The 24,603-nt window shown below is 56.0% G+C and carries 26 protein-coding genes; 12 read left to right on the forward strand and 14 right to left on the reverse strand.

Features of this window, described 5'->3' with window-relative positions:
• Positions 1 to 63 precede the first annotated feature (63 nt).
• The 6 genes from CWM58_RS25095 to CWM58_RS25130 all read right to left on the reverse strand — a co-directional run bounded on the left by CWM58_RS25095 (position 64) and on the right by CWM58_RS25130 (position 4,603).
• A complete protein-coding gene (locus CWM58_RS25095) occupies positions 64 to 1,140 on the reverse strand; it encodes a DGQHR domain-containing protein (RefSeq protein WP_100682059.1) in 1,077 nt (358 codons plus the stop codon).
• A complete protein-coding gene (locus tag CWM58_RS25100) occupies positions 1,137 to 1,925 on the reverse strand; it encodes a ParB/RepB/Spo0J family partition protein (RefSeq protein ID WP_048334530.1) in 789 nt (262 codons plus the stop codon). The genes CWM58_RS25095 and CWM58_RS25100 overlap by 4 nt, the downstream gene beginning before the upstream one ends.
• A 213-nt stretch (positions 1,926 to 2,138) precedes the next feature.
• The gene (locus CWM58_RS25110) at positions 2,139 to 2,534 is read right to left on the reverse strand and encodes a hypothetical protein (RefSeq protein WP_100682061.1); all 396 of its coding nucleotides are present in this window, start codon (positions 2,532 to 2,534) and stop codon (positions 2,139 to 2,141) included.
• Between the two features lie 26 nt (positions 2,535 to 2,560).
• Positions 2,561 to 3,655, reverse strand: a complete 1,095-nt coding sequence (locus CWM58_RS25115) for a hypothetical protein (RefSeq protein ID WP_100682062.1) — start codon at positions 3,653 to 3,655, stop codon at positions 2,561 to 2,563.
• 265 nt (positions 3,656 to 3,920) lie between these two features.
• A complete protein-coding gene (locus CWM58_RS25125) occupies positions 3,921 to 4,334 on the reverse strand; it encodes a toxin YdaT family protein (protein ID WP_032413998.1) in 414 nt (137 codons plus the stop codon).
• The gene (locus tag CWM58_RS25130; protein ID WP_023297269.1) at positions 4,334 to 4,603 is read right to left on the reverse strand and encodes a transcriptional regulator; all 270 of its coding nucleotides are present in this window, start codon (positions 4,601 to 4,603) and stop codon (positions 4,334 to 4,336) included. Before CWM58_RS25130 ends, CWM58_RS25125 begins: the two co-directional genes overlap by 1 nt.
• A gap of 71 nt (positions 4,604 to 4,674) precedes the next feature.
• On the opposite strand from CWM58_RS25130, the gene CWM58_RS25135 reads away from it, so the two are divergent.
• The 8 genes from CWM58_RS25135 to CWM58_RS25165 all read left to right on the forward strand — a co-directional run bounded on the left by CWM58_RS25135 (position 4,675) and on the right by CWM58_RS25165 (position 9,253).
• Entirely contained in the window at positions 4,675 to 5,160 is a 486-nt protein-coding gene (locus CWM58_RS25135) for a helix-turn-helix domain-containing protein (protein WP_165785849.1), read from the forward strand.
• A gap of 379 nt (positions 5,161 to 5,539) precedes the next feature.
• Positions 5,540 to 5,764 carry a hypothetical protein gene (locus tag CWM58_RS25140; protein WP_100682065.1) on the forward strand — a complete coding sequence of 75 codons (225 nt, stop codon included), beginning with the start codon at positions 5,540 to 5,542 and terminating at the stop codon, positions 5,762 to 5,764.
• Positions 5,765 to 5,975: 211 nt separating this feature from the next.
• Positions 5,976 to 6,269, forward strand: coding sequence for a host cell division inhibitory peptide Kil (locus CWM58_RS25145; protein WP_100682066.1), 294 nt, complete (start codon positions 5,976 to 5,978; stop codon positions 6,267 to 6,269).
• Between the two features lie 72 nt (positions 6,270 to 6,341).
• Complete coding sequence (locus CWM58_RS28245) at positions 6,342 to 6,563, forward strand: hypothetical protein (protein ID WP_133122440.1); 222 nt, start codon at positions 6,342 to 6,344, stop codon at positions 6,561 to 6,563.
• A gap of 32 nt (positions 6,564 to 6,595) precedes the next feature.
• A complete protein-coding gene (locus CWM58_RS25150; RefSeq protein ID WP_100682067.1) occupies positions 6,596 to 6,940 on the forward strand; it encodes a hypothetical protein in 345 nt (114 codons plus the stop codon).
• 87 nt (positions 6,941 to 7,027) lie between these two features.
• Complete coding sequence (gene xisR / locus CWM58_RS25155) at positions 7,028 to 7,243, forward strand: excisionase family protein (protein ID WP_023297262.1); 216 nt, start codon at positions 7,028 to 7,030, stop codon at positions 7,241 to 7,243.
• Positions 7,243 to 8,529, forward strand: a complete 1,287-nt coding sequence (locus CWM58_RS25160) for a site-specific integrase (protein WP_048293365.1) — start codon at positions 7,243 to 7,245, stop codon at positions 8,527 to 8,529. The genes xisR and CWM58_RS25160 overlap by 1 nt, the downstream gene beginning before the upstream one ends.
• 97 nt (positions 8,530 to 8,626) lie before the next feature.
• Positions 8,627 to 9,253, forward strand: a complete 627-nt coding sequence (locus CWM58_RS25165) for a glutathione S-transferase family protein (protein ID WP_061155220.1) — start codon at positions 8,627 to 8,629, stop codon at positions 9,251 to 9,253.
• A 2-nt stretch (positions 9,254 to 9,255) separates the two neighbouring features.
• On the opposite strand, the gene CWM58_RS25170 is transcribed toward CWM58_RS25165, so the two are convergent.
• Both CWM58_RS25170 and bssR read right to left on the reverse strand, forming a co-directional pair.
• Entirely contained in the window at positions 9,256 to 10,365 is a 1,110-nt protein-coding gene (locus CWM58_RS25170) for a PQQ-dependent sugar dehydrogenase (protein ID WP_100682068.1), read from the reverse strand.
• Positions 10,366 to 10,480: 115 nt separating this feature from the next.
• On the reverse strand, positions 10,481 to 10,864 hold the full coding sequence (gene bssR / locus CWM58_RS25175) for a biofilm formation regulator BssR (protein ID WP_061155222.1): 384 nt from the start codon (positions 10,862 to 10,864) through the stop codon (positions 10,481 to 10,483).
• A gap of 378 nt (positions 10,865 to 11,242) precedes the next feature.
• On the opposite strand from bssR, the gene CWM58_RS25180 reads away from it, so the two are divergent.
• Positions 11,243 to 12,484: an oligosaccharide MFS transporter gene (locus CWM58_RS25180; protein ID WP_061155223.1), complete on the forward strand. Its 1,242-nt coding sequence runs from the start codon at positions 11,243 to 11,245 to the stop codon at positions 12,482 to 12,484.
• 27 nt (positions 12,485 to 12,511) lie between these two features.
• Here the strand turns inward: CWM58_RS25180 and CWM58_RS25185 are convergent, their stop codons facing one another.
• On the reverse strand, positions 12,512 to 13,414 hold the full coding sequence (locus tag CWM58_RS25185; RefSeq protein ID WP_100682069.1) for a Kdo hydroxylase family protein: 903 nt from the start codon (positions 13,412 to 13,414) through the stop codon (positions 12,512 to 12,514).
• A gap of 245 nt (positions 13,415 to 13,659) precedes the next feature.
• Between CWM58_RS25185 and rimO the strand changes: the two genes are divergently transcribed.
• Positions 13,660 to 14,985, forward strand: a complete 1,326-nt coding sequence (gene rimO / locus CWM58_RS25190; protein WP_100682070.1) for a 30S ribosomal protein S12 methylthiotransferase RimO — start codon at positions 13,660 to 13,662, stop codon at positions 14,983 to 14,985.
• 963 nt (positions 14,986 to 15,948) lie between these two features.
• Here rimO and gsiD read toward each other — a convergent pair.
• From gsiD to iaaA, 5 genes are all read right to left on the reverse strand, one after another.
• Complete coding sequence (gene gsiD, locus CWM58_RS25205; RefSeq protein ID WP_100682072.1) at positions 15,949 to 16,860, reverse strand: glutathione ABC transporter permease GsiD; 912 nt, start codon at positions 16,858 to 16,860, stop codon at positions 15,949 to 15,951.
• A gap of 1 nt (position 16,861) precedes the next feature.
• Positions 16,862 to 17,782 carry a glutathione ABC transporter permease GsiC gene (gene gsiC, locus CWM58_RS25210; RefSeq protein ID WP_008805798.1) on the reverse strand — a complete coding sequence of 307 codons (921 nt, stop codon included), beginning with the start codon at positions 17,780 to 17,782 and terminating at the stop codon, positions 16,862 to 16,864.
• A 72-nt stretch (positions 17,783 to 17,854) separates the two neighbouring features.
• Positions 17,855 to 19,396: a glutathione ABC transporter substrate-binding protein GsiB gene (gene gsiB / locus CWM58_RS25215; protein ID WP_061155226.1), complete on the reverse strand. Its 1,542-nt coding sequence runs from the start codon at positions 19,394 to 19,396 to the stop codon at positions 17,855 to 17,857.
• A 32-nt stretch (positions 19,397 to 19,428) separates the two neighbouring features.
• A complete protein-coding gene (gsiA, locus tag CWM58_RS25220; protein WP_100631672.1) occupies positions 19,429 to 21,288 on the reverse strand; it encodes a glutathione ABC transporter ATP-binding protein GsiA in 1,860 nt (619 codons plus the stop codon).
• 17 nt (positions 21,289 to 21,305) lie between these two features.
• On the reverse strand, positions 21,306 to 22,247 hold the full coding sequence (gene iaaA, locus CWM58_RS25225; protein ID WP_100682073.1) for a beta-aspartyl-peptidase: 942 nt from the start codon (positions 22,245 to 22,247) through the stop codon (positions 21,306 to 21,308).
• 233 nt (positions 22,248 to 22,480) lie between these two features.
• On the opposite strand from iaaA, the gene moeA reads away from it, so the two are divergent.
• Complete coding sequence (gene moeA, locus CWM58_RS25230; RefSeq protein ID WP_074386455.1) at positions 22,481 to 23,716, forward strand: molybdopterin molybdotransferase MoeA; 1,236 nt, start codon at positions 22,481 to 22,483, stop codon at positions 23,714 to 23,716.
• Positions 23,716 to 24,471, forward strand: a complete 756-nt coding sequence (moeB, locus tag CWM58_RS25235; RefSeq protein ID WP_061155230.1) for a molybdopterin-synthase adenylyltransferase MoeB — start codon at positions 23,716 to 23,718, stop codon at positions 24,469 to 24,471. Before moeA ends, moeB begins: the two co-directional genes overlap by 1 nt.
• Positions 24,472 to 24,603: the final 132 nt, after the last annotated feature.

Consider the following 24,603-nt stretch of genomic DNA (forward strand, 5'->3'; position numbering starts at 1 on the left):
TTCAGGTCGTTTTCCGCAAAGAGAATTGCGGTCCTGCGTTGATGTCTCTCCAGTTCGGTGATATCAGTCATGGCAGGTCTCCTTACTGCGACTAACAAACAAAGTTTTATTCACGATGGCATTCATCAGACGTGATGCACCTGCCTTTTGTGCAGATACATTTGCAATGACCGTTGGCCTGGTTTTCTCGCAGCTGACGCAAATGCCGTCCCATGATGAAATAAGGAAAAAGTCTTCACGTTCGGCAATGCCGGTATTCATAACCAGATCCTCAATCATCAGCGTGACCCCACGAACTCCCCGGCCTTCGCTTAGCCGCTGCACTGCGTAGCCGAAGGCGTTAATCATCACGGCATGGAACTGGATGTATTCGCGTTTGTACTCTGCCTGGTTAGTACCTTTGCGAATATCATCTAAACCAGTCAGCATTAGCCACGCATTCCATAACCCTTCAAGATCATCCTGTGAGCAGGAACCTGAAAATTTTGCCGTAGCATCACTAAGGGCCTTGAAGCTCACCCACTTATCGCTTTTCGCGGGAACCACGTTATGCTCAAAATCGGTGACTTCAGAAAAGACGGCGTGTGAACTGATAAAGCTGACCATCTCCTGAGCGTTCTTATCGCGCCCGTTATAGGCCATGTTGATAGCCGCAGATGGCTTCGATACATTGTTGTTAATGTCCGAGAAAAACTGCTGCCGCGTCTTCAGTGGTAACTGGAGAGTAAGCATCATCGGGACATGGATCGGTTCATAAATGGTGCGGCAATATTCCGCAATACCGGCTGCACGATGCTGACCATCAAACAATTTAATCTCTGCATCCATCGGGAAACGGGCCACCCCAACATTAGTGTTTCCGAACTCTTCGAATTCAACATACGAGTCGCAGTTACCTACAAGCGGCGGAATAATGAATGGTTCCTTGTTCTCGTATGCTTCAACGAGATACTGATAAAACTTTTTCGCCCTGGCGGGGTTCAGTTCTCGCTGAGATCGATCAAGGGTGTCCCCGTAGTTATCGCTGGCTAGGACTCGCGTTAGTGTCCGCGCAGGTACTGTCAGCATCAGGACAATTGAATCCCCCTGAGTTCCACGCGACGCCGGAAATTCAAAGAAATGATCGCCTATTTTGCTCATAATGATTCCTCCCCAAGCACCCAACGAAGTGCGCTTGCATACTCACCCTCGGCTGATTCCAGGGCTTTTGTGATTTCTTTGCGGGTTCTCAGGCGCGGCTTTGCCTCGCCGAGGATCTGACGCTGACGCCGGGCTTTTTCATGGCCGGTTGTGCCAGCAGTTGCCGCTTCGATTTCAGAGACCTTCTCCCGCTGTTCTTCGGGTTTAAGCGATGCCAGCTGACGCGCCTGGGTAACGGTGACCGTTCCGGACTCCACTGCATCGCGAACAGCCTGGGTGGCATCCAGCAGTGACAGCGTTGCGCGAACGGTCTGGACACTCACGCCAAACATCAGCGCTAAATCGTCCTCGTCGTGCCCGCGCTCCAGCGCATCAGCCATTTTCTTTGCTCGGCCCAGTGGCGTATCTGCCTGGCGGATTTCGTTAGCACTTACCATCGCCTGCGCCATGCGAATGGCGGAGCCACGTTTAGCGACTGCTGGAACCAGTAACGGTTCTTTACCCTCTTTCAACAGACGCTTGTTGGCTTCCAGTGTATGGCGCACACGCTGGCGACCATCAACCACACAAGACAGCCCTGTTTCCGGGTCTTTCCAGACGATAATCGGCTCAAGAACGCCCTGGTCCATGATGTTCAGCACCATTGCCTCGCTAATAGGCAGGTGGATGCGCTCATCGTAAATCGGGTGCGTTTTGTCGGTAACCAGATGCAGGTTTTCAGGTTCGAACGTCAAAACGTTCGTTTTGCCACTGGCGCCGTATACAAGCTTTGAGTCTTTAGCCATTTTTCACTTCACCTTTTTTCTGTTCTACCTGCTGAGACCATTTTTCAATCAGCCGGATTTTCGATTTGCTCTTGCCACCAGCCCAGTAACTATCCTGTACACGGAGATGTCCGTAAGGGCATCTCAGGGCCCCGGAACAGGCGCCAGCCTGGTAATCCCGAAAATAGAACTCCGCAGATGAACCACAGACTGGGCAATCAGGTATCTCTCGCATCACCGGGCCACCTCGCGGATTTTCTGGAATTTAGTGCCATGGTGCGGATTGTCAGGATTAGTCACCTTCGAATTCATAAACCCCGCGACCACCAGACGCTCGCAGCGGTAGCGAGGGCGATCAACGAAACCTGCCAGGGACTGCCACTCAAACCAGACGCCAACCGGCACCGACTGGAGCAACTTGATATCCAGCTCTGTGAGTTTGCTGGTTACCGCTACGGGTTCAGCACTTCCACCCGGCATCCAGTAGCCATTCAGGTTTTGCGCTTTGCCTTCGCGCTCAAGCACCAGCAGGCGGGCCAGCATTTCAGGTGCTGTCAGGTCGAAATAGACAGCCAGCTCACGACAGGTGATCTTCTCCAGCTCTTTCAGCACGTCAGTAATTTTTTCCATCAGAGATATCCTCACGGTTAAATTTGTTAGCCCCGGAAACCTTTCGGGATGTCGGTATCCAGTTTGCTGCTCACACCGAACGAGCTGCCGGTTGCCAGGTTTGCCGGGCATAACTTCAGAGCCAGCTCCTGCCATTTGCTGCGTAGGGTTTTCACGGATTGAACTCGGGAGCACCAGAACTGATCGCGCTGAATGCGCTCAATCATGGTGCGGATTTGGTCATGACTGCAGCCGTGCTCCTGGCGCAGCATGCAAATTTCTTGCGCCCAGACTGTGAAGTTCGGCTCTCTCGGTTTTGCCAGAGTGCCGTCGAACTCTGCTGCGCGTTCGTACAGCTCGATGATGGTCGACCAGAACCACGTAGCGAGGTCGAAGTCATCATCGGTAGCTAGGTTACTGGCTTCGGTAGCGTCAGGAATGACTGCTTCCGGGATGACGGTTTCACGCTCTGGCTCAGCAAAGTTATCCACAGGAGAAATCTCTCCCACGTGGTTTTTATGATCTGTATGTAATGATCTGTTTTTAAGATCTGTATAGAGATAGGATTCGGCTTGAGAGCCGATTCCAGGATTCGGCTCATGAGCCGTTTCCATTCGGCTCTTGAGACGAATGCATTCGGCTTGAGAGCCGATTCCATTATTTTCAGTAAATTGCTTCGATTCGGCTTTTGCGCCGATTGCATTCGGCTTATAAGCCGTTCCCATGACTTTCAATGACTTATTCCCATTCGACTCTTGAGCCGAATCCAGTATTTGCGGGAATATCCGGGAAATGAGCGCTTCCTGGTCAATTCGGTAATGCTTTTTGGGTGTTCCACCCACCTGGCGAAGCTCTTCTTCGATTACGCCAGAAAGGTACTGACCCGTAATTTTGAACATCGCTTTTCGGACAACATCCCCATCTTTAGCGCGAACCTCTTTCGCAAGCGCCGCATGCTCCTTGTAAAACCAACCATCATCCAGACTCGACTTACCAGACCAGAACACCAGCTGATTGAGAATCGCTGCCAGCAAATGCTGCTGCCTGTCTCCAGCAAATAAATCCAGATAGGGTCCAGGGATCGTTATGCAGTTCCCCTGCCCCGACATGGCCTGAACAATTTCAAAGACCTGATTGTTCATTCCGAAACCTCGTTGTGTAACCGTAAAAACTCGCGTAATCCCATCCAGCCAACGGTCCCGCAGACTTTTCGATAGGAGACGTCTTTCTCAGTTGCCGTGAGTACCGTCACCATGTGCCCCTTGTGTCTGTGCTGAAAGCGTGCTCCCGCCTTGGGTATCCCGTTACTTGCGCAATCCCCTTCGGATGGCACATACGCCGGATAAGCCTTTTTAAGGCGTGCAATCAATTCAGCAGCAGACTGGTTACACATAGTCACCTCCGGAATCAGTGGTACTTCGGCACTTCAACAGCTCCAGGCTGATAAGCCTTGCTGTAGACGGCTTCAATAGCGTCATCGTGAGCATCAATTGCCGTTCCAATAGCGTGCTGAGCCGCAAGCAGCGCCCGGCGCTCAATGGTGTCGTAGATGCTCAAGCGATGACGGATTTCACGCGGCAGAACACGCAGGATTGCCGGGAGCAGCAAACGGATTTTCTCGCGCTGTAGTTCGGTCTCACCTTTCAGCCAGCGGTGGAAAATGTTCTGCTGGTTACTCCAGGTTTTCCCCGGCACCAGGCGCAGCTGATCGCCACCAATACGTGCATATTCTTCAGCGATAGCATTTGCTGCGAACGCCTGACCAACTTCCGCAGCCCATGCCAGAAGGACCATTTCAACGTGCTCGTGTTTGATTTCCATCAATCAGACTCCTTCCGGCGCTTGGTGATAATTTCTTCTGTAAGCCCACTAATTGGCGTGGGGTGAAGATCTGGGCGAAGTTCATGAGGTGTGACTACCCAGCCCCCCATACGGCAGAGCGGGATAACGCGATCGCTGGGGACACAATTACGGTTAATCCAATTTGCTACTGACTGGCTCGACTTGAAGTTGAACATTCGGGCGACGTAGGACACGTTACCAATCGCTTTAACGGCCTTTTCCGTAATGTTTTTGTATGGTGTAAGCATTCTTACCTCCTGTTAGTTGGTAAGTAGAGAATGCTACACAAAGTAGAGAATTGCAACTACTTAAAATAGAAATGACTAAAAAGACGCTCTGCCTTAATCTTCTACCTATGGTAGAAAAAACGAATAAACATCAAGACTTCGCAGATCGACTTAACTTAGAGATGAGTAAAAAAAACTTGTCTGTTAAGCAGTTAAGTCTTGCGGGACAAGTAACTTACGAAATGGCTAGGCGGTATACGCTCGGCACGGCCAAGCCACGCGATGAAAAGCTGATAAGAATTGCGGAGTGGCTAAACGTACCTCCCGCATGGCTGGACTACGGGGCTACTGAGGCTACTACTGAATCCGACACTGTTCAGGAAATCGGCACAGATTTCCATTACGATAAGCCTGATGAATCAGAGTTCGCCAACCTTAGCGATGAGGAAAAACGCTTGCTCCGGGTATTTAGAAAATTCCCCGATGCAGAAGCTAACAACATGCTCCTAGCCTTTGAGATCCGCTATAAGAAGCTCCTAGAATTTTACAGCGAGTACGCTGATCCTGACAAAAAATAGCTAACATCCACCACTAACAAAACCCAGCCCTGCTGGGTTTTTTTGTGCCTACCCTCACGAATGCAACCCATAGTAGACATAAATTTCTACTTTAGGTGTTGACCAATCTACTTTATGTTGTATCCTTCTACTTATCGACACAACGGTGCGATAGGTTAAACGTTCGGTTGGCCGCCATAAGGCTAAATCAACAGGCTTTGCAAAGCGGTGAATGCGGCTATGCGCACGCGGCTTAGTTAATGAAGTACCGCCTTGTTATCCCGGGTGGGGTGGAAAAGAAGTGCCGGCAGTAGTTGTTAACTGGCTACTGTCACCGGGAGGCACCCGGCGCCGCATTGCAAAGTCTGTTCGTTACTCAAATTCATAAGAGGGTAAGAGAATGAGCGAGGTAATTTTTTGCTTTGATAGCTCCAGTGATGCAGCACGCGCCGGAATATTAATGAACAAGGCCGACCCATCACTTCGTTATACGCAGATGCGTGCAACCTTAGTTGTGCTCTGGCATGCAAATATTATTGCGGCCACGCAAGCTGTCTTTGACGCAAACATCCCCTGCACTTTTCAGTACTGGAATGACATTAAAAACAGCCATCGCAGAGGATGAAAAGATGATCCGCGAACATGAAGTCCCTGCATGGAACAGATTCAAGCTGTATGTAGCTCTGTTTTTGATTGCAGTTCTCGTTGTTAGCTTTCCGTTCTGGAGTGTGAAATGAGCAGAAACGGCATTCGTTCCCTAGTAATCGCGCTGGCCATCGGATTGGTTTTCTGGGGTGGGCTGGCTGTCGAAATTATGTATATCAAAGGGGTGTTCAATGGGTAATTTACTGCATGGCAACCCAGCTTTTAAAGCGGCACAAAGCAAGCTGGCCATTGCTCAATTTATTGGTAGTGGTGAAATGTGGTCAGAGGCTTTTTCCTCAATGAAAGATATTTATGAGGAAGCTAAGCACGCAGAAGATTTTATGTTTTGCGGTCGCGAAGAATCTCTCTCAGCCCTGAAATTCAATGATGTCATTTTGAATTATGACATGTATTGCGATTTGGTTTCTGTTAACGCAGACTCTGGCAATGTACGTTATAAAATAAATACCGAAGTATCTTACTAATACCATCATCTTTTATTTAATGCCTTAACTGGCAGGTATGAACACACATTAAATTCAACCGGAGATATGTAAATGGAAGAATTAAAGTTGCACTGTCATGGTTGCGGCGGTTCTTTTGCTCGCGATGAACTGCAATATCGCCCCTCTGGTAGGGGTGCTTATCGGAGAGACATTTATTTCTGCCCGGTATGCAATAAGAAAGAAAAGCAGAAAATCGCCCTCTCCGCTGCTGCTTCCTCGTTTCGTAAAACCTTGCCGTCACGACCTGGACACCTTGCCAACAAGCGCTGGTAGGTGAAGAAAGCGATAAAAGCGGAGGCATCACGATGAGAAAATCATTAAACGCGCGTTGTATCCGCCGTTGGGAAGTGGAATTCAAACCTTTCTGTGATTCAAAAGTTAACCCCTACTGGCGCAAGCGTGATCTGCGCGGGTATATCCGTGAAGCGGCGCTTACCACCGCCTACAGCATGGTCGAGAGCATGGCCGAACGTAACGCTAAGGTTGACTATGACGGTGAGCCGAACGGCTGGACGCCAGAATTTTCGGTCTGGTATCGGGAACGCCATGAACACTACCTGAAAGAGGCGCGTGACTACCTGAACGAAGACGCTACCAACAACGAAATCGACGAAGAGATCGAGAACGAACTTGAAGCATGGAACGACTGAAATATCGAGTATCAATACTAAACTGATTTCCAATAATCAACATTAAACCGGGGAACTGATTATAGTTTCCCGGCCATGAGGTTATTTATGGCCGATATTACTCAAGAAGATGAATGGGTGATGGAAAAGGGAATTGTAGCGAAGATGTATATGACTCCCCGGCAAATTAAATCCTACCGGGAGGGGAGATGGATTGAGGGGGTTCATTATAAGAAGCACTCACCTGACCCCGAAGCTTCAGAAGGAAGGGTAACTCTTCTCTACAACTACACCAGGATTAATAGGCTTGTCGGGGAAACATAATGAATATGCCAGCTGGCGTAGAGCTGCATGGGAAGGGAATAAGAATTAGCTTTCTATATCGCGGCATACGGTGCCGCGAAGTTTTGCGGGGCTGGACTGTATCAAATAGCAATATACGAAAGGCTGGTAACCTCCGTGCTTTAATAGTAAGTGAGATTCAGCAGGGGAAGTTTGACTATGCAGAGCATTTTCCTGAATCAAAAGCGATTAAAAAATTTACCACGACACAAAAAGTTAAAACCTTTGGTGAATTATGCAAAGTTTATCTTGATGCCAAAAAGCTTGAGGTTTCAGCTGCATCATACAGAGGTGCAGAATCACGAATAGCAACACTTTGCGCTATCGTCGGAAGTAATACGCATATTGCAGATATTCAGCATACCGATCTGTTGAATTACAGAAACTTGCTATTGACGGGAAACACCTTTAGCGATCATGCGCCCTGGTTAAAAAGAAAAGGTCGTGCTGTATCCACGGTCAACGGCCTGATGAACAACCTGACTGCGTTGCTCAAACTGGCTAACCTGAGCGGTTTTATCGAGCATACCCCGCACGAAGGTATAAAGATGCTCAAGCGCTCCAGGAGAGACCCGGATCCGCTTCTCCAGAGTGAGTTCGAAGGTTTTATAAAAGCGCTATCTCCTCGTTATGTTTTACTCTGGACTACAGCTGTCTTTACCGGCCTTCGGCATGGAGAGCTTACAGCTTTAGCCTGGGAAGATGTGGACCTTGATAAGGGTGAGCTTCACGTTAGGCGTAATCAGACCAATGAGGGACTGTTTGTGCCACCTAAAACCGAAGCGGGGATCAGAACTGTAACCCTGCTTGAGCCTGCGCTGAACGCTTTACGTGAGCAATTCAAGCTAACTGGCGCATTAAGCAAAACCGAAATCACCTTCCATCACCGCGAACATGGTTTAACTGAACAACAAAAACTGCGGTTCGTGTTTATCCCGCCCAAAAACTGGCGCGGGGAAACGAAGTATTACGGATCTCAGTCTCTGGGGTATAGTTGGGAGGCAGGATTAAAGAAGGCAGGAATCAGGAACAGGCGCCCTTACCAGTCGCGCCACACTTTTGCGTGCTGGTTATTAACTGCCGGTGCTAACCCGTCGTTTATCGCCGGACAGATGGGTCACGAAAACGCGAAGATGGTTTATGAGATTTACTCGAAGTGGATCGGAGAGATGGACCGCAACCAGGTGGAAATGCTGAATAGCAGTTTTTCTGACGTTGTGTCCCAAGGGTGCCCCAAACGCAAGGTAGTTGGTATAAAAAACGTTTGATTTCAGCAAAATAAAAATGCTTGCCGGAATATTAACTTTATCCCAACATGATCGCCGATCGCGCTGCAACGGCAGTGAAACAAACTCAGGAGCGAAAATGATTACACTGTGGGGACGTAATAACTCGACCAACGTGAAGAAAGTACGCTGGGTGCTGGAGGAGTTGGATCTTCCTTATGAGCAGATCCTCGCCGGGCTGGAGTTTGGTCTCAATCATGACCCGGAATATCTGGCGATGAACCCGAACGGGCTGGTGCCGCTGTTAAAAGACGATGCCACCGGGGTGGTGTTGTGGGAATCAAATACCATTATTCGCTACCTTGCCGCGCAGTACGGCGTCGATCGCCTGTGGCTGGCCACGCCGGCGCAGCGCGCGCAAGGGGAAAAGTGGATGGACTGGTCCAACGGCACGCTCTCTCCCGCCCATCGCCCGGTGTTAATGGGTCTGGTCAGGACGCCACCGGAGCAGCGCGACCCGGCGGCCATCGCCGCGGGGATCAGCGCCTGTGAATCGCTGTTTGCCATGCTTGATGACGAACTGGCGAAAACGCCATGGCTCTCTGGCGAGCACTTCGGCCTTGGCGATATTGCCGTTGCCCCCTTTGTCTACAATCTGCTGACGATCCTCGATACCTGGCAACCGCGGCCCCATCTGCAGCGCTGGTATCAGCAGATTAGCCAGCGCCCCGCCTGGCACGAGGTCGTGAAGATCCCGGTCACCTGAGGTTAACCCTCCGGGCTCAAACGCAACAGTTCGCCGTTAGACTCGTCGGTTAATACGTACAGATAGCCGTCGGGTCCCACGCGGACGTCGCGGATACGCTTCCCGCGCGCCTCCAGCAATCTCCCCTCCTCGCGGACCTGATTACCGTCCACCGATAAGACAATAAGCGACGTCTCCTTCAGCGCGCCGATAAACAGCTTATGCTGCCACTGGGGAAAAGTCTGCGCCGAGTAAAAGGCCATCCCACTCACCCCGGGGGAGACCGGCCAGACATACAGCGGGGGTTCGGTACCCGGGACCGTCTTGCCCTTGGCCTCCGGAATTGGCAGGCCGCTGTAGTTAATGCCGTGCGTCGCCAGCGGCCAGCCGTAGTTTTTCCCCGCCTGCGGGATGTTAATTTCATCCCCGCCGCGCGGGCCGTGCTCATTGAGCCACAGCGCGTCGCTCCATGGGTTCATCGCCATGCCCTGCGGATTGCGAATACCGTAGGCCCAGATCTCCGGCCTGGCGTCAGCCCGGCCGACAAAGGGGTTATCCGGCGGAACGTCCCCCGCGTCCGTCAGGCGGACCACTTTCCCCTGCAGCTTGCTGAGATCCTGGGCGGTGGCGCGCTGATTGTTCTCTCCCAGACCGATAAACAGATACCCTTTGCCGTCGAACACCAGCCGGCCACCGAAATGATTGCCAACGGAGAGCTTCGGCTGCTGGCGAAACACCACGGTAAAGTTCGTCAGTTGGGTGGCATCCTCGCTTAACCGTCCGTAGCCTACCGCGGTGCCCGCTTTGCCGCTGGCGTCGCTTTCCGCATAGCTCAGCCATACCCGTCGCGACTGCGCAAAATCCGGCGCCAGCGCCACATCCAGTAAGCCGCCCTGGCCGTTGGCCCACACCTGCGGCACGCCGGATATCGGCGCCGACAGGCCTTTACCTGGCTGCCAGCGCTTGAGCTCGCCGCCGCGCAGGGTAATCAACATGCCCTGATCGTCGGGGAGAAACGCCAGACCCCACGGATGGGCCAGCCGGTTTTGCAATACCTCCACCCGCACCGCAGCCTGGCTTAACGCCGGCAGCGCTAAGGCGCTCAATATCAACAGCAGCGGGATCGGACGCATGGCATTCTCCTTTAGTCAGCTCTGCGCTAAAGGGTAGCCAGCGGGGAAAGTTGCGCGGGGATTTTTACATAACCTTTAACAGGGGAAGCGTCTACTTCCCCTGGGTTTCAGCCGATCAGGCATGGGTGATTGGCGCCAATTCATTCAATTTATGAATATTTGAAGTCAATCCTGTCAGACAGCGTTCTAGCTTCTCTACGTTAACCGCAATGTACAGTGGGCAATCATGATGCCCGCTCATCAGGCATACTGCAGCGGCGGCGATGGACTCGCCCGCCAGGCGAAGGGCATCCCTCTCCTCCGGTGAAACGACATTCTGCAGGCGCGGGGCCTGCGCACGCATTTCACGGCACAGCTCAAACAAGTTATCACGCAGATGGTCATTTTCGCTGACTGACATGTAACCTTTGGCCTTTCGCAGCTGCAGATAGGCATCAATATCGATATTGGCATTGATGAGCTTCTGCAAAAGGTGGCGATATCGTCTGTCAACGGTCATCACAGTTCCTCCTCTGTCGTCCTTTACCCTTCTCATAATACGGTTATTTTTTGTGCAAAATGATGCGCCAGGTCAATTATTCCCAAGCCTTTAACACCCTTTACAATGTGACAACCTTACCGCTTTGTAAGGTATATAACAAAAACAATGTTATACGATCACAATTAATTTCAGAAAGAAACCAAATCGCAATTACTGCCATTAAAAGGCGAAAATAGTGCTGCCATGATCACAATATATTACAGACGCTATTGCGCGATCGCCAGTCAGAGTGCCATAACAAATTATTAATGTAATACGTATAACATTTCATAAAAACAGCGAACGCGCGCCGTGGATCGCTGATAATCTCTCTGCTCGTTTGCAAGGAACTGAAACATGACGCCCGGTAAAAGAAACTACCTCCTGTTGAGTCTTTTCGATTTCCTCTACCTGTTCGCCTGGTCGTCGACCATGGCTTTCTTCGTCATCTGGACCACCCAGCATCTTGGCATCAGCGCCACGAAGACTGGCCTGCTCTACTCGGTCAACGCCTTTATCGCCCTGCTGATGCAGCCTTTCTTCGGCTTTATCTCCGACAAGTTCGGCCTGAAAAAACGCCTTATCTGGCTGCTGGTCGCCTTGCTCCTGCCGGTGGGGCCCTTCTTTATCTACGTTTACGCGCCGCTGCTGGTGCACAACTTTTGGTTTGGCGCGCTGCTGGGGGGGATCTATCTGGGGATCATCTTTAACTCCGGCTGCGGGGTGATCGACTCTTACATCGATAAGATTTCACGCCGCTACCAGTTCGAATACGGTCGGGTACGGATGTGGGGCTCGTTAGGCTGGGCAGCGGCGGCCTGGATTGTGGGTAAATATATCGACAGCAATCCTAATCTGGCCTTCTGGCTCGCCAGCCTCGCCATCGTCATCGCCGCCATCTGCTTTATGCTGACCAAAATTGAATTAACCGACGCTGATGTGGCGCGAAGCGAATCGCTGAAGGTCTCCCATGCCCTTGAGCTGGCGAAGAATGGTCAGTTCTGGATGCTGCTGCTCTTTACCCTGTTCGTCACGCAGATTTATGACACCTACGATCAGCAGTTTGCCCAGTATTTCTCGCTGCAGTTCCCGACGCCGGAGGAAGGCAACCGCTGGTACGGTATCCTCGCATCCGTTCAGGTCTGCGGTGAAACCCTGTTCTTATGCCTGATGCCGTGGTTTGTTAACCGGACCGGCGCCAAATGGGCGCTGATCATCGCCGGGTTGATCATGTCGGTACGCATTGTCGGGTCAGCCATCCCCCTCGGTCCGGTATGGATTGGCGCGGTGAAAATGATGCATGCCCTGGAGAAACCATTAATTCTGGTATCGGTCTTTAAATTCATCGCCGCCAACTTCGACCACAAGCTCTCTTCGACGGTCTATTTGCTGGTGCTGTTTGTCGCCTCGATCGCCACCGCCATCTATTCCCCGCTGGCAGGCTACCTGTACGATACCATTGGCTTCGCCGACACCTATCTGATCCTCGGCGGTATCGCCGGGCTCTTTACGTTGATCTCCATTTTCACCCTGAAGGATAAGCGCGAGCCGAAAAAGCCCAGCGCCAGGCCTTCCGGGGCCGTTACGCCGGCGCAATAAGTCTTTGCCCGGTAGCCACGCCGGGCGCTACACGTTGCGCGCAACTAACGGCTTTTGCAGGAGCGTTTCCAGCACCCGCAGCGGCGAGAGCTGCGGGTGACTCATCGCCTTCACCGGCAACAGGAAGGTTTGCTCAAGCAGATACTGGCCGCGCATTGCGGCGTGCGGAGTCTGATCGGAAAAGCAGATCCAGGTGCTGCCGGCGGCAAAGTCGATCTCCTGCTGCACCCCCTGTTGTTGGTACTCAGGGGTGCTTTTCATCGCATCGTGCAGGGCCAACATCAGATGATCGTAATGGCTGCGCCGACTTTTGGTGATCTCCAGCGCTGCCAGCAGCCAGGCGCCTGGCGGCGACCAGGGTTTCAGCTGCGGCAGAAAGCGCGCCGCGAGGGTATCGAAATGCTCCCCCGTCCGCCAGGTTCGCGGTTCGCCGCCAGGGTGAATATTGCAAAAAATGCGCAGAATACGGTCACCATTGACCGGGCGCGACGGGAAAGCATCCACGTGCAGGCGCGAATCGTCTTTGCGCCAGGAGGTCGTTTCACGCCAGGCGGTAATGGGATGCAGACGCAGACTGGTTTGCGGATGGTGCAGCGCCTCGCCATAGCCTGGCAATAACGCGTCAATCAGCTGCAGCGACATCTGGTGGTAACGCGCCATCAGCCGGGCGACGGCGGCGGTTTTCTGCTTATCCGCCACGCCTCTGAGCGTTCGGGTGTCAGGTTGATAGCTGATATTCTTGCGCCGCGGCGCGACCAGCTCAGGGGTCAGCAACGCCTGCTCCGTGGCGGTTAATGAAAACGCCAGCTGCGGCAGATAGAGCACATTCCCCTGCTCAAGGGAGTGTTGGATCTGCGGCGGCTGCGGGGGGATCTCCAGATTACTGAATGGCAGGGTGGCAATCGCCACCGGTGCGCTTGTTGGTGTCATTTCCTTGCCTCTTCTCCTCGCGGTCACCGAGGTATTTAGTAAAGAAATTGTTATCAACTTGTAGATTACAACGTAAATGACGGGCGTTTTTATCAGGAATGGCGGTTTTGACCCGGCGCTGAAGCTCACGCGCCCTTCACCCGAGCGCTTTTTCACCATTAACCGCGATGGAGCTATACTCTTTTTCGCAAAGATCTGTAGAATTCCTGCCCTGACCATTCCAATAATTGAACACTTTTTAAGCTATGAGCAATGTCACGCACCAGCCGAAAATCGGCTTCGTCTCCCTGGGCTGCCCGAAAAATCTCGTGGACTCAGAGCGTATCCTGACCGAACTGCGCACCGAAGGTTATGACGTCGTCCCCACCTACGACAACGCCGATATGGTCATCGTTAACACCTGCGGCTTTATCGATAGCGCTGTGCAGGAATCGCTGGAAGCGATCGGCGAAGCGTTGAAAGAGAACGGCAAGGTGATCGTCACCGGCTGTCTCGGCGCGAAAGAGGATCAGATCCGCGAAGTTCACCCGAAGGTGCTGGAGATCACCGGTCCGCACAGCTATGAGCAGGTGCTGGAGCACGTCCACCACTACTCGCCGAAGCCGAAGCACAACCCGTTCCTCAGCCTGGTGCCGGAACAGGGTGTTAAGCTGACCCCGCGCCACTACGCCTACTTAAAAATTTCTGAAGGCTGCAACCATCGCTGTACCTTCTGCATCATCCCGTCCATGCGTGGCGATCTGGTAAGCCGTCCGATTGGCGAAGTGCTGGCGGAAGCCAAACGCCTCGCTGACGCCGGCGTGAAAGAGCTGCTGGTGATTTCTCAGGACACCTCCGCCTACGGCGTCGACGTCAAGCACCGTACCGGTTTCCACAACGGCATGCCGGTGAAGACCAGCATGGTCAGCCTGTGCGAAGAGCTGGCGAAGCTCGGCATCTGGGTGCGCCTGCACTATGTCTACCCGTACCCGCACGTCGACGATGTGATCCCGCTGATGTCGGAAGGCAAAATTCTGCCGTACCTCGATATTCCGCTGCAGCACGCCAGCCCGCGTATTCTGAAGCTGATGAAGCGTCCGGGCTCTGCAGACCGCCAGCTGGCGCGCATTAAGCAGTGGCGTGAAATTTGCCCGGATCTGACCCTGCGCTCTACCTTTATCGTGGGCTTCCCGGGCGAAACGGAAGAAGATTTCCAGATGCTGCTCGACTTCCTGAAAGAGGCGCGTCTCGACCGCGTCGGCTGCTTCAAATACAGCCCGGTAGAAGGCGCCACCGCCAACGAACTGGCGGATCAGGTACCGGAAGAAGTGAAAGAAGAGCGCTGGAACCGCTTTATGCAGCTGCAGCAGCAGATCTCTGCCGAGCGTCTGCAGGAGAAAGTGGGCCGCGAAATCATGGTGCTGGTGGATGAAGTTGACGAAGAAGGCGCCATTGGCCGCAGCATGGCCGATGCCCCGGAAATCGACGGCGCGGTCTACCTGAACGGCGAAACCCGCGTTAAGCCGGGCGACGTGGTGCGGGTGAAAGTCGAGCATGCCGACGAATACGACCTGTGGGGTACCCGGGTTTAGTCCAGCTTCCAGGATAGCGGCTTATCGCATTCCCCAGCCTACGGGGTCCTCCCGTAGGCTCACCCCCCCAGGCCCTCGCAAGCGCAGCGCCGCCGGGTAATCATTGATTACCTTCCAGGCAACCCTGTTGCGCCGTTATCTTGCCGGGTGGCGCTACGCTTACCCGGCCTACGGATGCCGCCTGTAAGCACAGATACGGTAGGCCCGCGCAAGCGCAGCGCCGCCGGGCAAGCATTGATTACCTTCCAGGCAGCCCTGTTGCGCGGTTATTTTGCCGGGTGGCGCTACGCTTACCCGGCCTACAAATGCCGCCTGTAAGCGCAGATACAGTAGGCCCGCGCAAGCGCAGCGCCGCCGGGCAAGCATTGATTACCTTCCAGGCAACCCTGTTGCGCCGTTATTTTGCCGGGTGGCGCTACGCTTACCCGGCCTACGGGGTCCAGTCCCAATATGTGAATCGCCGCCGGATATGGGGCCGCTGAAACTGCCGGTGCTGGCGGCCTCAACATCGCTGAGACGTTCCCGGAAGGCCGGGGCAGCCCGCATGGATGCGGGCTGAGGGCCGTGTTTTGCACGGACGCTGCCTCGGCCCGACCCGAAGCCTGCAGGGATAAGTCGAAGGCACCACGCAGTGGCGATGTTGCTGGCCGGAGCCCGGGGGTACAGGGGGCGGCGGCGACTGGCCGCCCCCTGTGCGCTCCCTGCGCTATGAGAGACATAACGCAGAAGATTAACCGGGAGCGCAATGTGCGCTGAAGCCACAAATAATATAAAGCACCGCACGGCGAAGATTTCCCTCACCCTAACCCTCTCCCGGAGGGAGAGGGAACCGTCCGGCAGTCGTTTCGCCCCACACCGCTCCCTGCGCTATGAGAGACATAACGCAGAAGATTAACCGGGAGCGCAATGTGCGTTGAAGCCACAAATAATATAAAGCACCGCACGACGGAGCTTTCTCTCACCCTACCCCTTTAACTTCGGATCCAGCGCATCGCGCAGGCCATCTCCCAGCAGATTAAACGCCAGCACGGTCACGAAAATCGCCACCGCCGGAAATAGCGCTACGTGCGGGGACATCACCATATCCGCCCGCGCCTCGTTGAGCATCGCGCCCCACTCCGGGGTGGGCGGCTGCGCGCCGAGGCCGAGAAACGACAGACTGGCCGCCGAAATAATCGATACCCCGATACGCATCGTGAAATAAACCACGATCGATGACACCGTCCCCGGCAGGATGTGGTTGAACAGAATGGTGGCGTCGCTGGCGCCGATGCTGCGCGCCGATTCAATAAAGGTCTGCTGCTTTAACACCAGCGTATTGCCGCGCACCAGACGAGCAAACGCCGGGATCGAGAAGATCGCCACGGCGATGATCACGTTGGCCATCCCGCTGCCCATGACGGCGACAACCGCAATCGCCAGCAGGATCCCCGGAAAGGCGAACAGCACGTCGCAAAGTCGCATAATGAGCCGGTCCCACCAGCCCTCATAGTACCCGGCCAGCAGCCCAAGCACCGTGCCGATGGCCGCGCCAATCAGCACCGCCAGTACCCCGGCAGCCAGCGAGATCTGCGCCCCGACCAGCACTCGGCTGAAAATATCGCGTCCCAGCGAGTCGACACCGAACCAGTGCACCAGCGAGGGCCCCTCATTAAGCCGGTCATAGTCGAAATAATTTTCCGCATCGTACGGCGCTATCCATGGGGCAACGATGGCTACCGCAATCAGCAACAGCACGAAAATACCAGCGCCCATCGCCACCGGCTGGCGACGAAATCGCCGCCAGAACTCATGCCATGGGGTATGGATCTCGCCGGGTCCGATACCCGGCATGGCGTTCAGCGCCGCCTGCCTTCTCCAGTTAAGCAATCGCACCTTACTTATACCTGATAGCCGGGTTAATGGCCGCGTACAGCACATCCACCACTAAATTGATAAGAATAAACTCCAGCGAAAAGAGCAGGACTTCCGCCTGAATCACCGGGTAATCGCGCATCTCTACCGAATCGACCAACAGGCGCCCAAGCCCCGGCCAGTTAAACACCTTTTCCACGACGATCGACCCACCGAGCAGAAAACCGAACTGCAGCCCCATCATGGTCACCACCGGGATCATCGCGTTGCGCAGGCCATGCTTGAGCACCACCCACGTTTCGCTCACCCCTTTCGCCCGCGCGGTACGCATATAGTCTTCATGCAACACATCGACGAACGACGCGCGGGTAAAGCGCGCCATGACCGCCGCCACCGCCGCGCCAAGGGTCAACGACGGCAAAATATAGTGCCGCCAGCTGTCGGCCCCCACCGTCGGCAGCCAGCCCAGCTCAACCGAAAAGACCTGCATCAGCAGCATGCCGAGAGCAAAAGCCGGAAACGAAATGCCGCTCACCGCCAACGCCATTCCCAGACGGTCAGGCCAGCGATTGCGCCACACTGCCGCCGCGATCCCCGCCGCCATCCCGAACAATACCGCCCAGCTCATGCTGGCCAGCGTCAGCCACAGCGTGGGCATAAAGCGGCTGGCTATCTCACTGGAAACGGGACGCCGCGAGGCCATGGAAATGCCAAAATCGCCGCGCAGTACGTTGGTGATGTAGTGCCAGAACTGGACATGCAGCGGCTGGTCAAGCCCCAGTTGCTGGCGCACCATCGCCACCACCTGGGCATCGGCCTCCGGTCCAGCAATCAGCCGCGCCGGGTCACCGGGCAGCATATGGACGAACAAAAACACCAGTACTGCGACGATAAGCAGGGTGGGGATCAGCCCCAGCAGGCGCTTAATCACATAGTTGAGCATCATACCTCCGCAACCCGCCCCGCGGAAAAACCGCCCCCCGCGCGCTGGCGCCTGAGGGCATCATCCCATCCTTCACGGTGTTAAATCTGCCTGTTCAAAACTAAAGCCAGTATCCGGCTGGATATAGAAACCGGTGAGGTTCTTACTGTGGGCGGAGACCAGTTTCTCGACCACCAACGGTACCCACGGCGACTCTTTCCAGATAATATCCTGCGCCTCTTTATAGAGTTTGGTTTTCTCTTGCGGGTCGGTGGTTTTCAGCGCCTCGCTCAGCGCTTTATCCACCTGCGGGTTGCTGTAAAATGCGGTGTTAAACAGCGTCGGCGGCCAGTTTTGCGAGGCGAACAGCGGCGACAGCGCCCAGTCGGCTTCACCGGTGGAGGCGGACCAGCCGGTATAGAACATCCGTACCCCGCTCTCTTTCTGCCCTTTACCTTCCACTTCCGCCGCCCGCTGACCAGCGTCCATCGCCGTCACCTGCGCCTTAATCCCCACCTGCGCCAGCTGCTGCTGGGTGAACTGCAGCACTTTCTGCGCGGTGCTGTGATTATGTGATGACCACAGCGTGGTACTGAAGCCGTTAGGGTAGCCGGCCTCTTTCAGCAACTGGCGAGCTTTCGCCGGATCGTAGGGCCAGGCGGTGTAGGTCTGGGCGTAGGCAATCGACGGCGGCACCACCCCGGTCGCCGGGGTGGCGTATCCGGCAAACGCCACCTTGACCAGCGCCTGACGGTTAATCGCATAGTTGATGGCTTCACGCACCTTCGGATTATCGAACGGCTTCTGTGTCACGTTCATGCTGATGTAGCGCTGCATGATCGACGGGCTGGCCACCAGCTCCAGTTTGCTGTTTTTTGCCAGCAGCGGCGCCTGTTCGTAAGGGATCGGGAAAGCAAACTGCGCTTCGCCGGTCTGCAGCATCGCCGCCCGGGTGTTGTTATCCACTACCGGACGCCAGGTGATGGAGTCCAGCTTCGGCAGGCCCGGCTGCCAGTAACCATCGAACTTGCTGACCTTCACGAAATCGGTCTGGTTCCAGGTGTCGAGCTTATACGGCCCGGTACCCACCGGATGGAAGCCAATATCCTTGCCATATTTTTTCAGCGCCGCCGGCGAAATCATCGCCGTTGCCGGATGGGCGAGAATGTTAATAAACGCCGAGAAGGGTTGCTTCAGGGTAATTTTGACCGTGGTCGGATCGACCGCCTCGGTGCTGGCGATATTTTTATACAGGTTATAGCGCTTGAGATGGTTATCCGGATTACTCGCGCGATCAAGGTTAGCCTTGACCGCCTCGGCGTTAAAGTCGGTGCCATCCTGGAATTTCACCCCGCTGTGCAGCTTGATGGTGTACACCAGGCCGTCCGGTGACACGGTATAGCTCTCGGCAAGAACATTTTGCAGCTTCATCTCTTTATCAAGGCCGAACAGGCCTTGATAAAAGGACTTCGCCACCGCCTGCGACAGCGTATCGTTGGCATCATAGGGATCGAGCGTCGTAAAGTTAGACCCGACCGCCACTACCACATCTTTGGCGGCAAAGGCGGGGGCGCTCGCCAGGGCCGCCGCGATACTCAGCGCCAGCCACCATTTGCGTGAAACAGGTTGTGTCATCGTGTTCTCCTGAAAAAGTGCGTTATGTGTTGTTATGCTCTGCCCAGCACATCGGCGGACTCGCGGGCGACAAAGTGGCCCGGCCCAACCTGCTGCAATGGCACGCTGGCGATCTCCTCGCCCCGCTTATAGATATTGCCCGGGACATCATCAGACAGCAGGACCCGCTGCGGATGACGGTAGGCCGGGTCGGCCACCGGTACGGCGGCCATTAGCTTACGGGTATAGGGGTGCTGCGGGTTTTCAAACACCGCGCGGCGCGGGCCTATTTCGACAATGCGACCGCGGTACATCACCGCCACGCGGTGGCTGATGCGCTCCACCACCGCCATATCATGGGAAATAAACAGAAACGCGATGCCCATCTCGCGCTGAAGATCGAGCATCAGATTGATAATCTGCGCCCGAATGGAGACATCCAGGGCCGACACCGACTCATCGGCTATCACCACCTTCGGATTCAGCGCCAGCGCGCGGGCAATGCAGATCCGCTGTCGTTGGCCGCCGGAAAAGGCATGAGGGTAGCGCCAGGCATGCTCCGGCTGAAGCCCCACGCGCTTCAGTAGCCAGGAAACCCGCTCACGGGCTGCTTCCCCGTGCAACAGGCCATGCACCCGCAGCGGTTCCATAATCGAGTCACCGACCGTCTGACGCGGGTCAAGCGAAGCGTAAGGATCCTGAAAAATAAACTGAATATTACGGCGCAAGGACTGCAGCTTGCTGCCGGAGAGCGTATCAATCCGTTGGCCGTCGAAGGTAATGGTGCCTCCCTGGGTCTCTACCAGTCTCAACAGCGCCCGGCCGGTGGTCGACTTGCCGCAGCCGGACTCGCCCACCAGCGACAGAGTTTCTCCCGGCCAGAGATCAAAACTGACCTTCTCCACCGCATGCACTTCGCGCGTCACGCGATTGAGCAGCCCGCCGCGCACCGGAAAACGGGCCACCAGGTCGCGCACCTGCAGGATAGGCTCCCCCGCCGCCACCGTGTCTGGCGTTTCTGTCTCCGCCTGTGGCTGACCGGGAAGCGAAAAACGACGCGGCAGATCCTGACCCCGCATCTCCCCCAGCCGCGGGACCGCCGCCAGCAGCGACTGAGTATAAGGGTGCTGCGGCGAACGAAAGATCTCCTCAACGCTGCCGGTCTCTACCGCCTCACCGCGATACATCACCAGCACCCGATCGGCGATATCGGCCACGACGCCCATATCGTGGGTAATAAAGATCACCCCCATCGCCATCTCCTTTTGCAGGACGGCAATGAGTTGCAAAATTTGCGCCTGGATGGTGACATCCAGCGCCGTGGTCGGCTCATCGGCTATCAACACCGCCGGCCGACAGGAGAGCGCCATGGCGATCATCACCCGCTGGCGCATGCCGCCGGAGAGCTGGTGCGGATAGCGTGAGAGCATCTCTTCCGCCTGGGGAATACGCACCTGGTCGAGCATCTTTTTCGCCGCGCGCAGCGCCTCTTCGCGCCCCAGCCCCTGGTGCAGGCGCAGGGATTCGGCGATTTGTTCGCCGATGGTAAAAACCGGATTCAGCGAGGTCATCGGCTCCTGAAAAATCATGGCCAGATCCGCGCCGCGCACCCGGCGCATCTCGGCGTCCGTTTGCTCATTGAGCGCGATCACCTGCCGGTTACGCCGCCGCAGCCACAGCCCCTCGCTGCTCACTTCGCTGCTGGCGGCGTCAAGCAAACGCATCAGCGCCAGCGCGGTCACCGATTTTCCCGAACCGGACTCACCCACAATCGCCAGCGTCTCGCCGCGACGCAGGCTGAAGGAAAGCTGACGCACGGCCTGCACCTCTGGCGCATCCTGTTGGCGAAAGGCCACGTTCAGGTTGCGCACTACCAGCACTTCGCAGGTATCGGTTTCGTGAGTTTGCGACAATCTCCCTCTCCCTTCTTCTATTCGCGATAAATGCCAATGGTCGGCGTATCGCCGGCATAGCACCAGGCGCGGTACATGCCTTCACTGTTAAACGGTAAAACGACGTTACCTTCGCGATCGACGGCAATCAGCCCGCCGCTACCGCCGAGAGCGGGCAGTTTCTCCATCACCACCCGCTCGCAGGCGGTGTAGAGACTCAACTGACCATACTCCATTAAGGCGGCGATATCGTAGGCCGCCAGGGTGCGCATAAAGACTTCGCCGGTGCCGGTGCAGGAGACCGCCACGCTGGCATTGTTGGCATAGCATCCCGCGCCCGGCAGCGGGCTGTCGCCGACGCGTCCGGGCAGTTTGTTGGTCATGCCGCCGGTGGAGGTTGCCGCCGCCAGATTGCCAGCCAGGTCGAGCGCCACCGCGCCGACGGTGCCCATTTTCTGGCGTTCATCGAGCGGGGCGGCGTAGTGGTCGAGGATAATCTCCCCGCCCGCTTTCGCCTCCTGCAGCTGCAGCAGGCGCTCGGGCGTGGAGAAGAGATCGTTTTCGACGCGTTCCATCCCCCGGGAGAAGGCGAAATTTTCCGCGCCCTCGCCAATCAGCAGCACGTGCGGGCTCTCCTCCAGTACCAGACGCGCCGCCAGCACCGGATTACGCAAATGTTTGACCCCAGCCACCGCGCCCGCCTGCAGGCTATAGCCATCCATCACGCAGGCGTCCAGTTCATGGGTTTGATCGTGGGTAAATACTGAGCCCATCCCGGCGTTAAACAGCGGGCACTCTTCCAGCAGACGGACGGCTTCAGTCACGGTATCCAGCGCACTGGCGCCCGCGGCCAACATTTTCTGCCCGCTTTCGACGATTGCCGACAGCGCCGCCACATACTCCCGCTCCCGTTCCGGCGTCATCTGCGCGCGGGAAATCGCCCCTGCGCCGCCGTGAATTGCTATAACCGCTTTGCCCATTTCGCCAGTCCTTAACGATGAAGTGGATAGCCCCGCCCTGTTGCGCAGCGTCGCGGCGCCGGTCACGTCAGGAATAGGGTATTGATATCATTATATTGCTGAATGTCTTATACAATTTTTGAATATAGAAAGAGCGGCGGGCGATGTAAAGCCTCGTACCCAGGTGGCATACAGCCCGCGCCGCTTTTCTGCCATAATAGGCGTTTTCGCTGTTTTGCCCGCAGGAGTGACCCATGGATTTTACCGCCGGACTGATGCCGCTCGACACAGCCCTCACCCAGATGCTCGATCGTATTACGCCGCTGAGCGCGACGGAAACTGTACCGCTGTTGCAGGCCTTCTCGCGCGTGACCGCCCATGACATCGTCTCCCCGCTGGATGTCCCCGGCTTTGATAACGCGGCGATGGATGGCTATGCCGTCCGGCTAAGCGATCTTCGCGACGGCGCGGCGCTGCCGGTCGCCGGTAAGGCCTTTGCCGGCCAACCGTTTAACGAGACCTGGCCGGCGGGTACCTGTATCCGCATCATGACCGGCGCGCCGGTGCCTGCAGACTGCGATGCGGTGGTGATGCAGGAAGAGACCGAACAGACCGACGCCGGCGTGCGCTTTACCGCGCCAGTCAAAGCCGGGCAGCATATTCGCCGCCGTGGAGAAGATATCGCCCACGGCGCGGTGGTCTTCCCGGCGGGGACGCCGCTGACGGTGGCCGAGCTGCCGGTGCTGGCCTCGCTGGGCATTGCCGAGGTCGAGGTGGTGCGCAAGGTCCGCGTCGCGGTCTTCTCAACCGGCGATGAGCTGCAGCTGCCGGGTCAACCGCTCGGCGACGGCCAGATTTACGATACCAACCGCCTGGCGGTGCACCTGATGCTGCAGCAGCTGGGCTACGAGGTCATTAACCTCGGCATTATTCCTGACGACCCGGCGAAGCTGCGTGACGCGTTTATCGCCGCCGACCAGCAGGCTGACGTGGTCATCAGCTCCGGTGGCGTCTCGGTGGGCGAAGCCGACTACACCAAAACCATTCTTGAAGAGCTGGGCGAAATCGGCTTCTGGAAGCTGGCGATCAAGCCGGGGAAACCCTTCGCCTTCGGCAAACTCAGCAGCAGCTGGTTCTGCGGCCTGCCGGGTAACCCGGTTTCCGCCACCGTCACCTTCTGTCAGCTGGTGCAGCCGCTGCTGGCGAAACTCTCGGGCAAGCACGGCCCGCTTCAGCCACCCCGCCTGCGGGTACGCGCCGCCACGCGACTGAAAAAGTCCCCGGGTCGTCTCGATTTTCAGCGCGGTATTCTGCAGCGCAACCCCGACGGCGAGCTGGTGGTGACCACCACCGGCCATCAGGGCTCGCACATTTTTAGTTCCTTCAGCCTCGGCGACTGCTTTATCGTGCTGGAGCGTGAGCGCGGCCACGTTGAAGCAGGCGAATGGGTCGAGGTCGAACCGTTCAGTCACCTGTTTGGAGGGCGGTAATGACCGTTGAGCTGAGCGATGAAGAGATGCTGCGCTATAACCGGCAGATCGTCTTGCGCGGTTTTGATTTTGACGGCCAGGAGCGGTTAAAAGCCGCTCGCGTGCTGGTGGTCGGCCTCGGCGGGCTCGGCTGCGCCGCCGCGCAGTATCTGGCCGCCGCCGGAGTGGGTCAGCTCACCCTGCTCGATTTCGACACCGTCTCGTTGTCCAACCTGCAACGCCAGACGCTGCACAGCGACGCCACCCTCGGCCAGCCGAAGGTGGATTCTGCCCGCGAGGCGCTGGCGCGGATTAACCCGCACGTCCGGCTGGTTACGCTCAATGCCTTGCTGGATGAGACCGCGCTGGCGGGGCAGATTGCCGATCACGATCTGGTGCTGGACTGCACCGACAACGTCGCCATTCGTAACCAGCTCAACGCCGGCTGTTTCCAGCACACCACCCCGCTGGTCTCCGGGGCGGCGATCCGCATGGAGGGGCAAATCAGCGTCTTCACGTATCAGGATGGCGAACCCTGCTACCGCTGCCTGAGCCGTCTGTTCGGCGAAAATGCCCTCACCTGCGTCGAAGCCGGGGTAATGGCCCCGCTGGTGGGCACTATCGGTTCGCTGCAGGCGATGGAGGCCATTAAACTGCTGACCGGCTACGGCACCCCTGCCAGCGGAAAAATCGTGATGTACGACGCCATGACCTGCCAGTTTCGTGAAATGAAGCTGATGCGTCATCCGCAGTGCGAGGTATGCGGTTCGCACTAACCCCCCACACCGGCGACGAGGGTCGTCGGTGGTTTTGTGACCTCTCTCGTTATTTTATCCCCAGGGGCTTATCCCCATCCCGCTTATTGATTTGCGTCAATATAACTTTCATTCGAAAGTGTTTTTATGTTC

This window comes from Klebsiella sp. H-Nf2, assembly GCF_002806645.1.
Taxonomy (GTDB): Bacteria; Pseudomonadota; Gammaproteobacteria; order Enterobacterales; family Enterobacteriaceae; genus Klebsiella; species Klebsiella variicola.

Excerpts from the sequence above, each read along its gene's own strand:
- iaaA (WP_100682073.1), bottom strand. The coding sequence starts at position 22,247 with ATGGGCAAAGCGGTTATAGCAATTCACGGCGGCGCAGGGGCGATTTCC.
- CWM58_RS25100 (WP_048334530.1), bottom strand. The coding sequence starts at position 1,925 with ATGGCTAAAGACTCAAAGCTTGTATACGGCGCCAGTGGCAAAACGAAC.
- CWM58_RS25140 (WP_100682065.1), top strand. The coding sequence starts at position 5,540 with ATGAGCGAGGTAATTTTTTGCTTTGATAGCTCCAGTGATGCAGCACGC.
- xisR (WP_023297262.1), top strand. The coding sequence starts at position 7,028 with ATGGCCGATATTACTCAAGAAGATGAATGGGTGATGGAAAAGGGAATT.
- CWM58_RS25170 (WP_100682068.1), bottom strand. The coding sequence starts at position 10,365 with ATGCGTCCGATCCCGCTGCTGTTGATATTGAGCGCCTTAGCGCTGCCG.
- CWM58_RS25125 (WP_032413998.1), bottom strand. The coding sequence starts at position 4,334 with ATGGAAATCAAACACGAGCACGTTGAAATGGTCCTTCTGGCATGGGCT.
- CWM58_RS25180 (WP_061155223.1), top strand. The coding sequence starts at position 11,243 with ATGACGCCCGGTAAAAGAAACTACCTCCTGTTGAGTCTTTTCGATTTC.
- CWM58_RS25135 (WP_165785849.1), top strand. The coding sequence starts at position 4,675 with ATGACTAAAAAGACGCTCTGCCTTAATCTTCTACCTATGGTAGAAAAA.
- CWM58_RS25110 (WP_100682061.1), bottom strand. The coding sequence starts at position 2,534 with ATGGAAAAAATTACTGACGTGCTGAAAGAGCTGGAGAAGATCACCTGT.
- gsiB (WP_061155226.1), bottom strand. The coding sequence starts at position 19,396 with ATGACACAACCTGTTTCACGCAAATGGTGGCTGGCGCTGAGTATCGCG.
- CWM58_RS25165 (WP_061155220.1), top strand. The coding sequence starts at position 8,627 with ATGATTACACTGTGGGGACGTAATAACTCGACCAACGTGAAGAAAGTA.
- CWM58_RS25145 (WP_100682066.1), top strand. The coding sequence starts at position 5,976 with ATGGGTAATTTACTGCATGGCAACCCAGCTTTTAAAGCGGCACAAAGC.
- bssR (WP_061155222.1), bottom strand. The coding sequence starts at position 10,864 with ATGACCGTTGACAGACGATATCGCCACCTTTTGCAGAAGCTCATCAAT.
- CWM58_RS25130 (WP_023297269.1), bottom strand. The coding sequence starts at position 4,603 with ATGCTTACACCATACAAAAACATTACGGAAAAGGCCGTTAAAGCGATT.
- CWM58_RS25185 (WP_100682069.1), bottom strand. The coding sequence starts at position 13,414 with ATGACACCAACAAGCGCACCGGTGGCGATTGCCACCCTGCCATTCAGT.
- CWM58_RS25095 (WP_100682059.1), bottom strand. The coding sequence starts at position 1,140 with ATGAGCAAAATAGGCGATCATTTCTTTGAATTTCCGGCGTCGCGTGGA.
- moeA (WP_074386455.1), top strand. The coding sequence starts at position 22,481 with ATGGATTTTACCGCCGGACTGATGCCGCTCGACACAGCCCTCACCCAG.
- CWM58_RS25150 (WP_100682067.1), top strand. The coding sequence starts at position 6,596 with ATGAGAAAATCATTAAACGCGCGTTGTATCCGCCGTTGGGAAGTGGAA.
- rimO (WP_100682070.1), top strand. The coding sequence starts at position 13,660 with ATGAGCAATGTCACGCACCAGCCGAAAATCGGCTTCGTCTCCCTGGGC.
- moeB (WP_061155230.1), top strand. The coding sequence starts at position 23,716 with ATGACCGTTGAGCTGAGCGATGAAGAGATGCTGCGCTATAACCGGCAG.
- CWM58_RS28245 (WP_133122440.1), top strand. The coding sequence starts at position 6,342 with ATGGAAGAATTAAAGTTGCACTGTCATGGTTGCGGCGGTTCTTTTGCT.
- CWM58_RS25115 (WP_100682062.1), bottom strand. The coding sequence starts at position 3,655 with ATGAACAATCAGGTCTTTGAAATTGTTCAGGCCATGTCGGGGCAGGGG.
- gsiC (WP_008805798.1), bottom strand. The coding sequence starts at position 17,782 with ATGCTCAACTATGTGATTAAGCGCCTGCTGGGGCTGATCCCCACCCTG.
- CWM58_RS25160 (WP_048293365.1), top strand. The coding sequence starts at position 7,243 with ATGAATATGCCAGCTGGCGTAGAGCTGCATGGGAAGGGAATAAGAATT.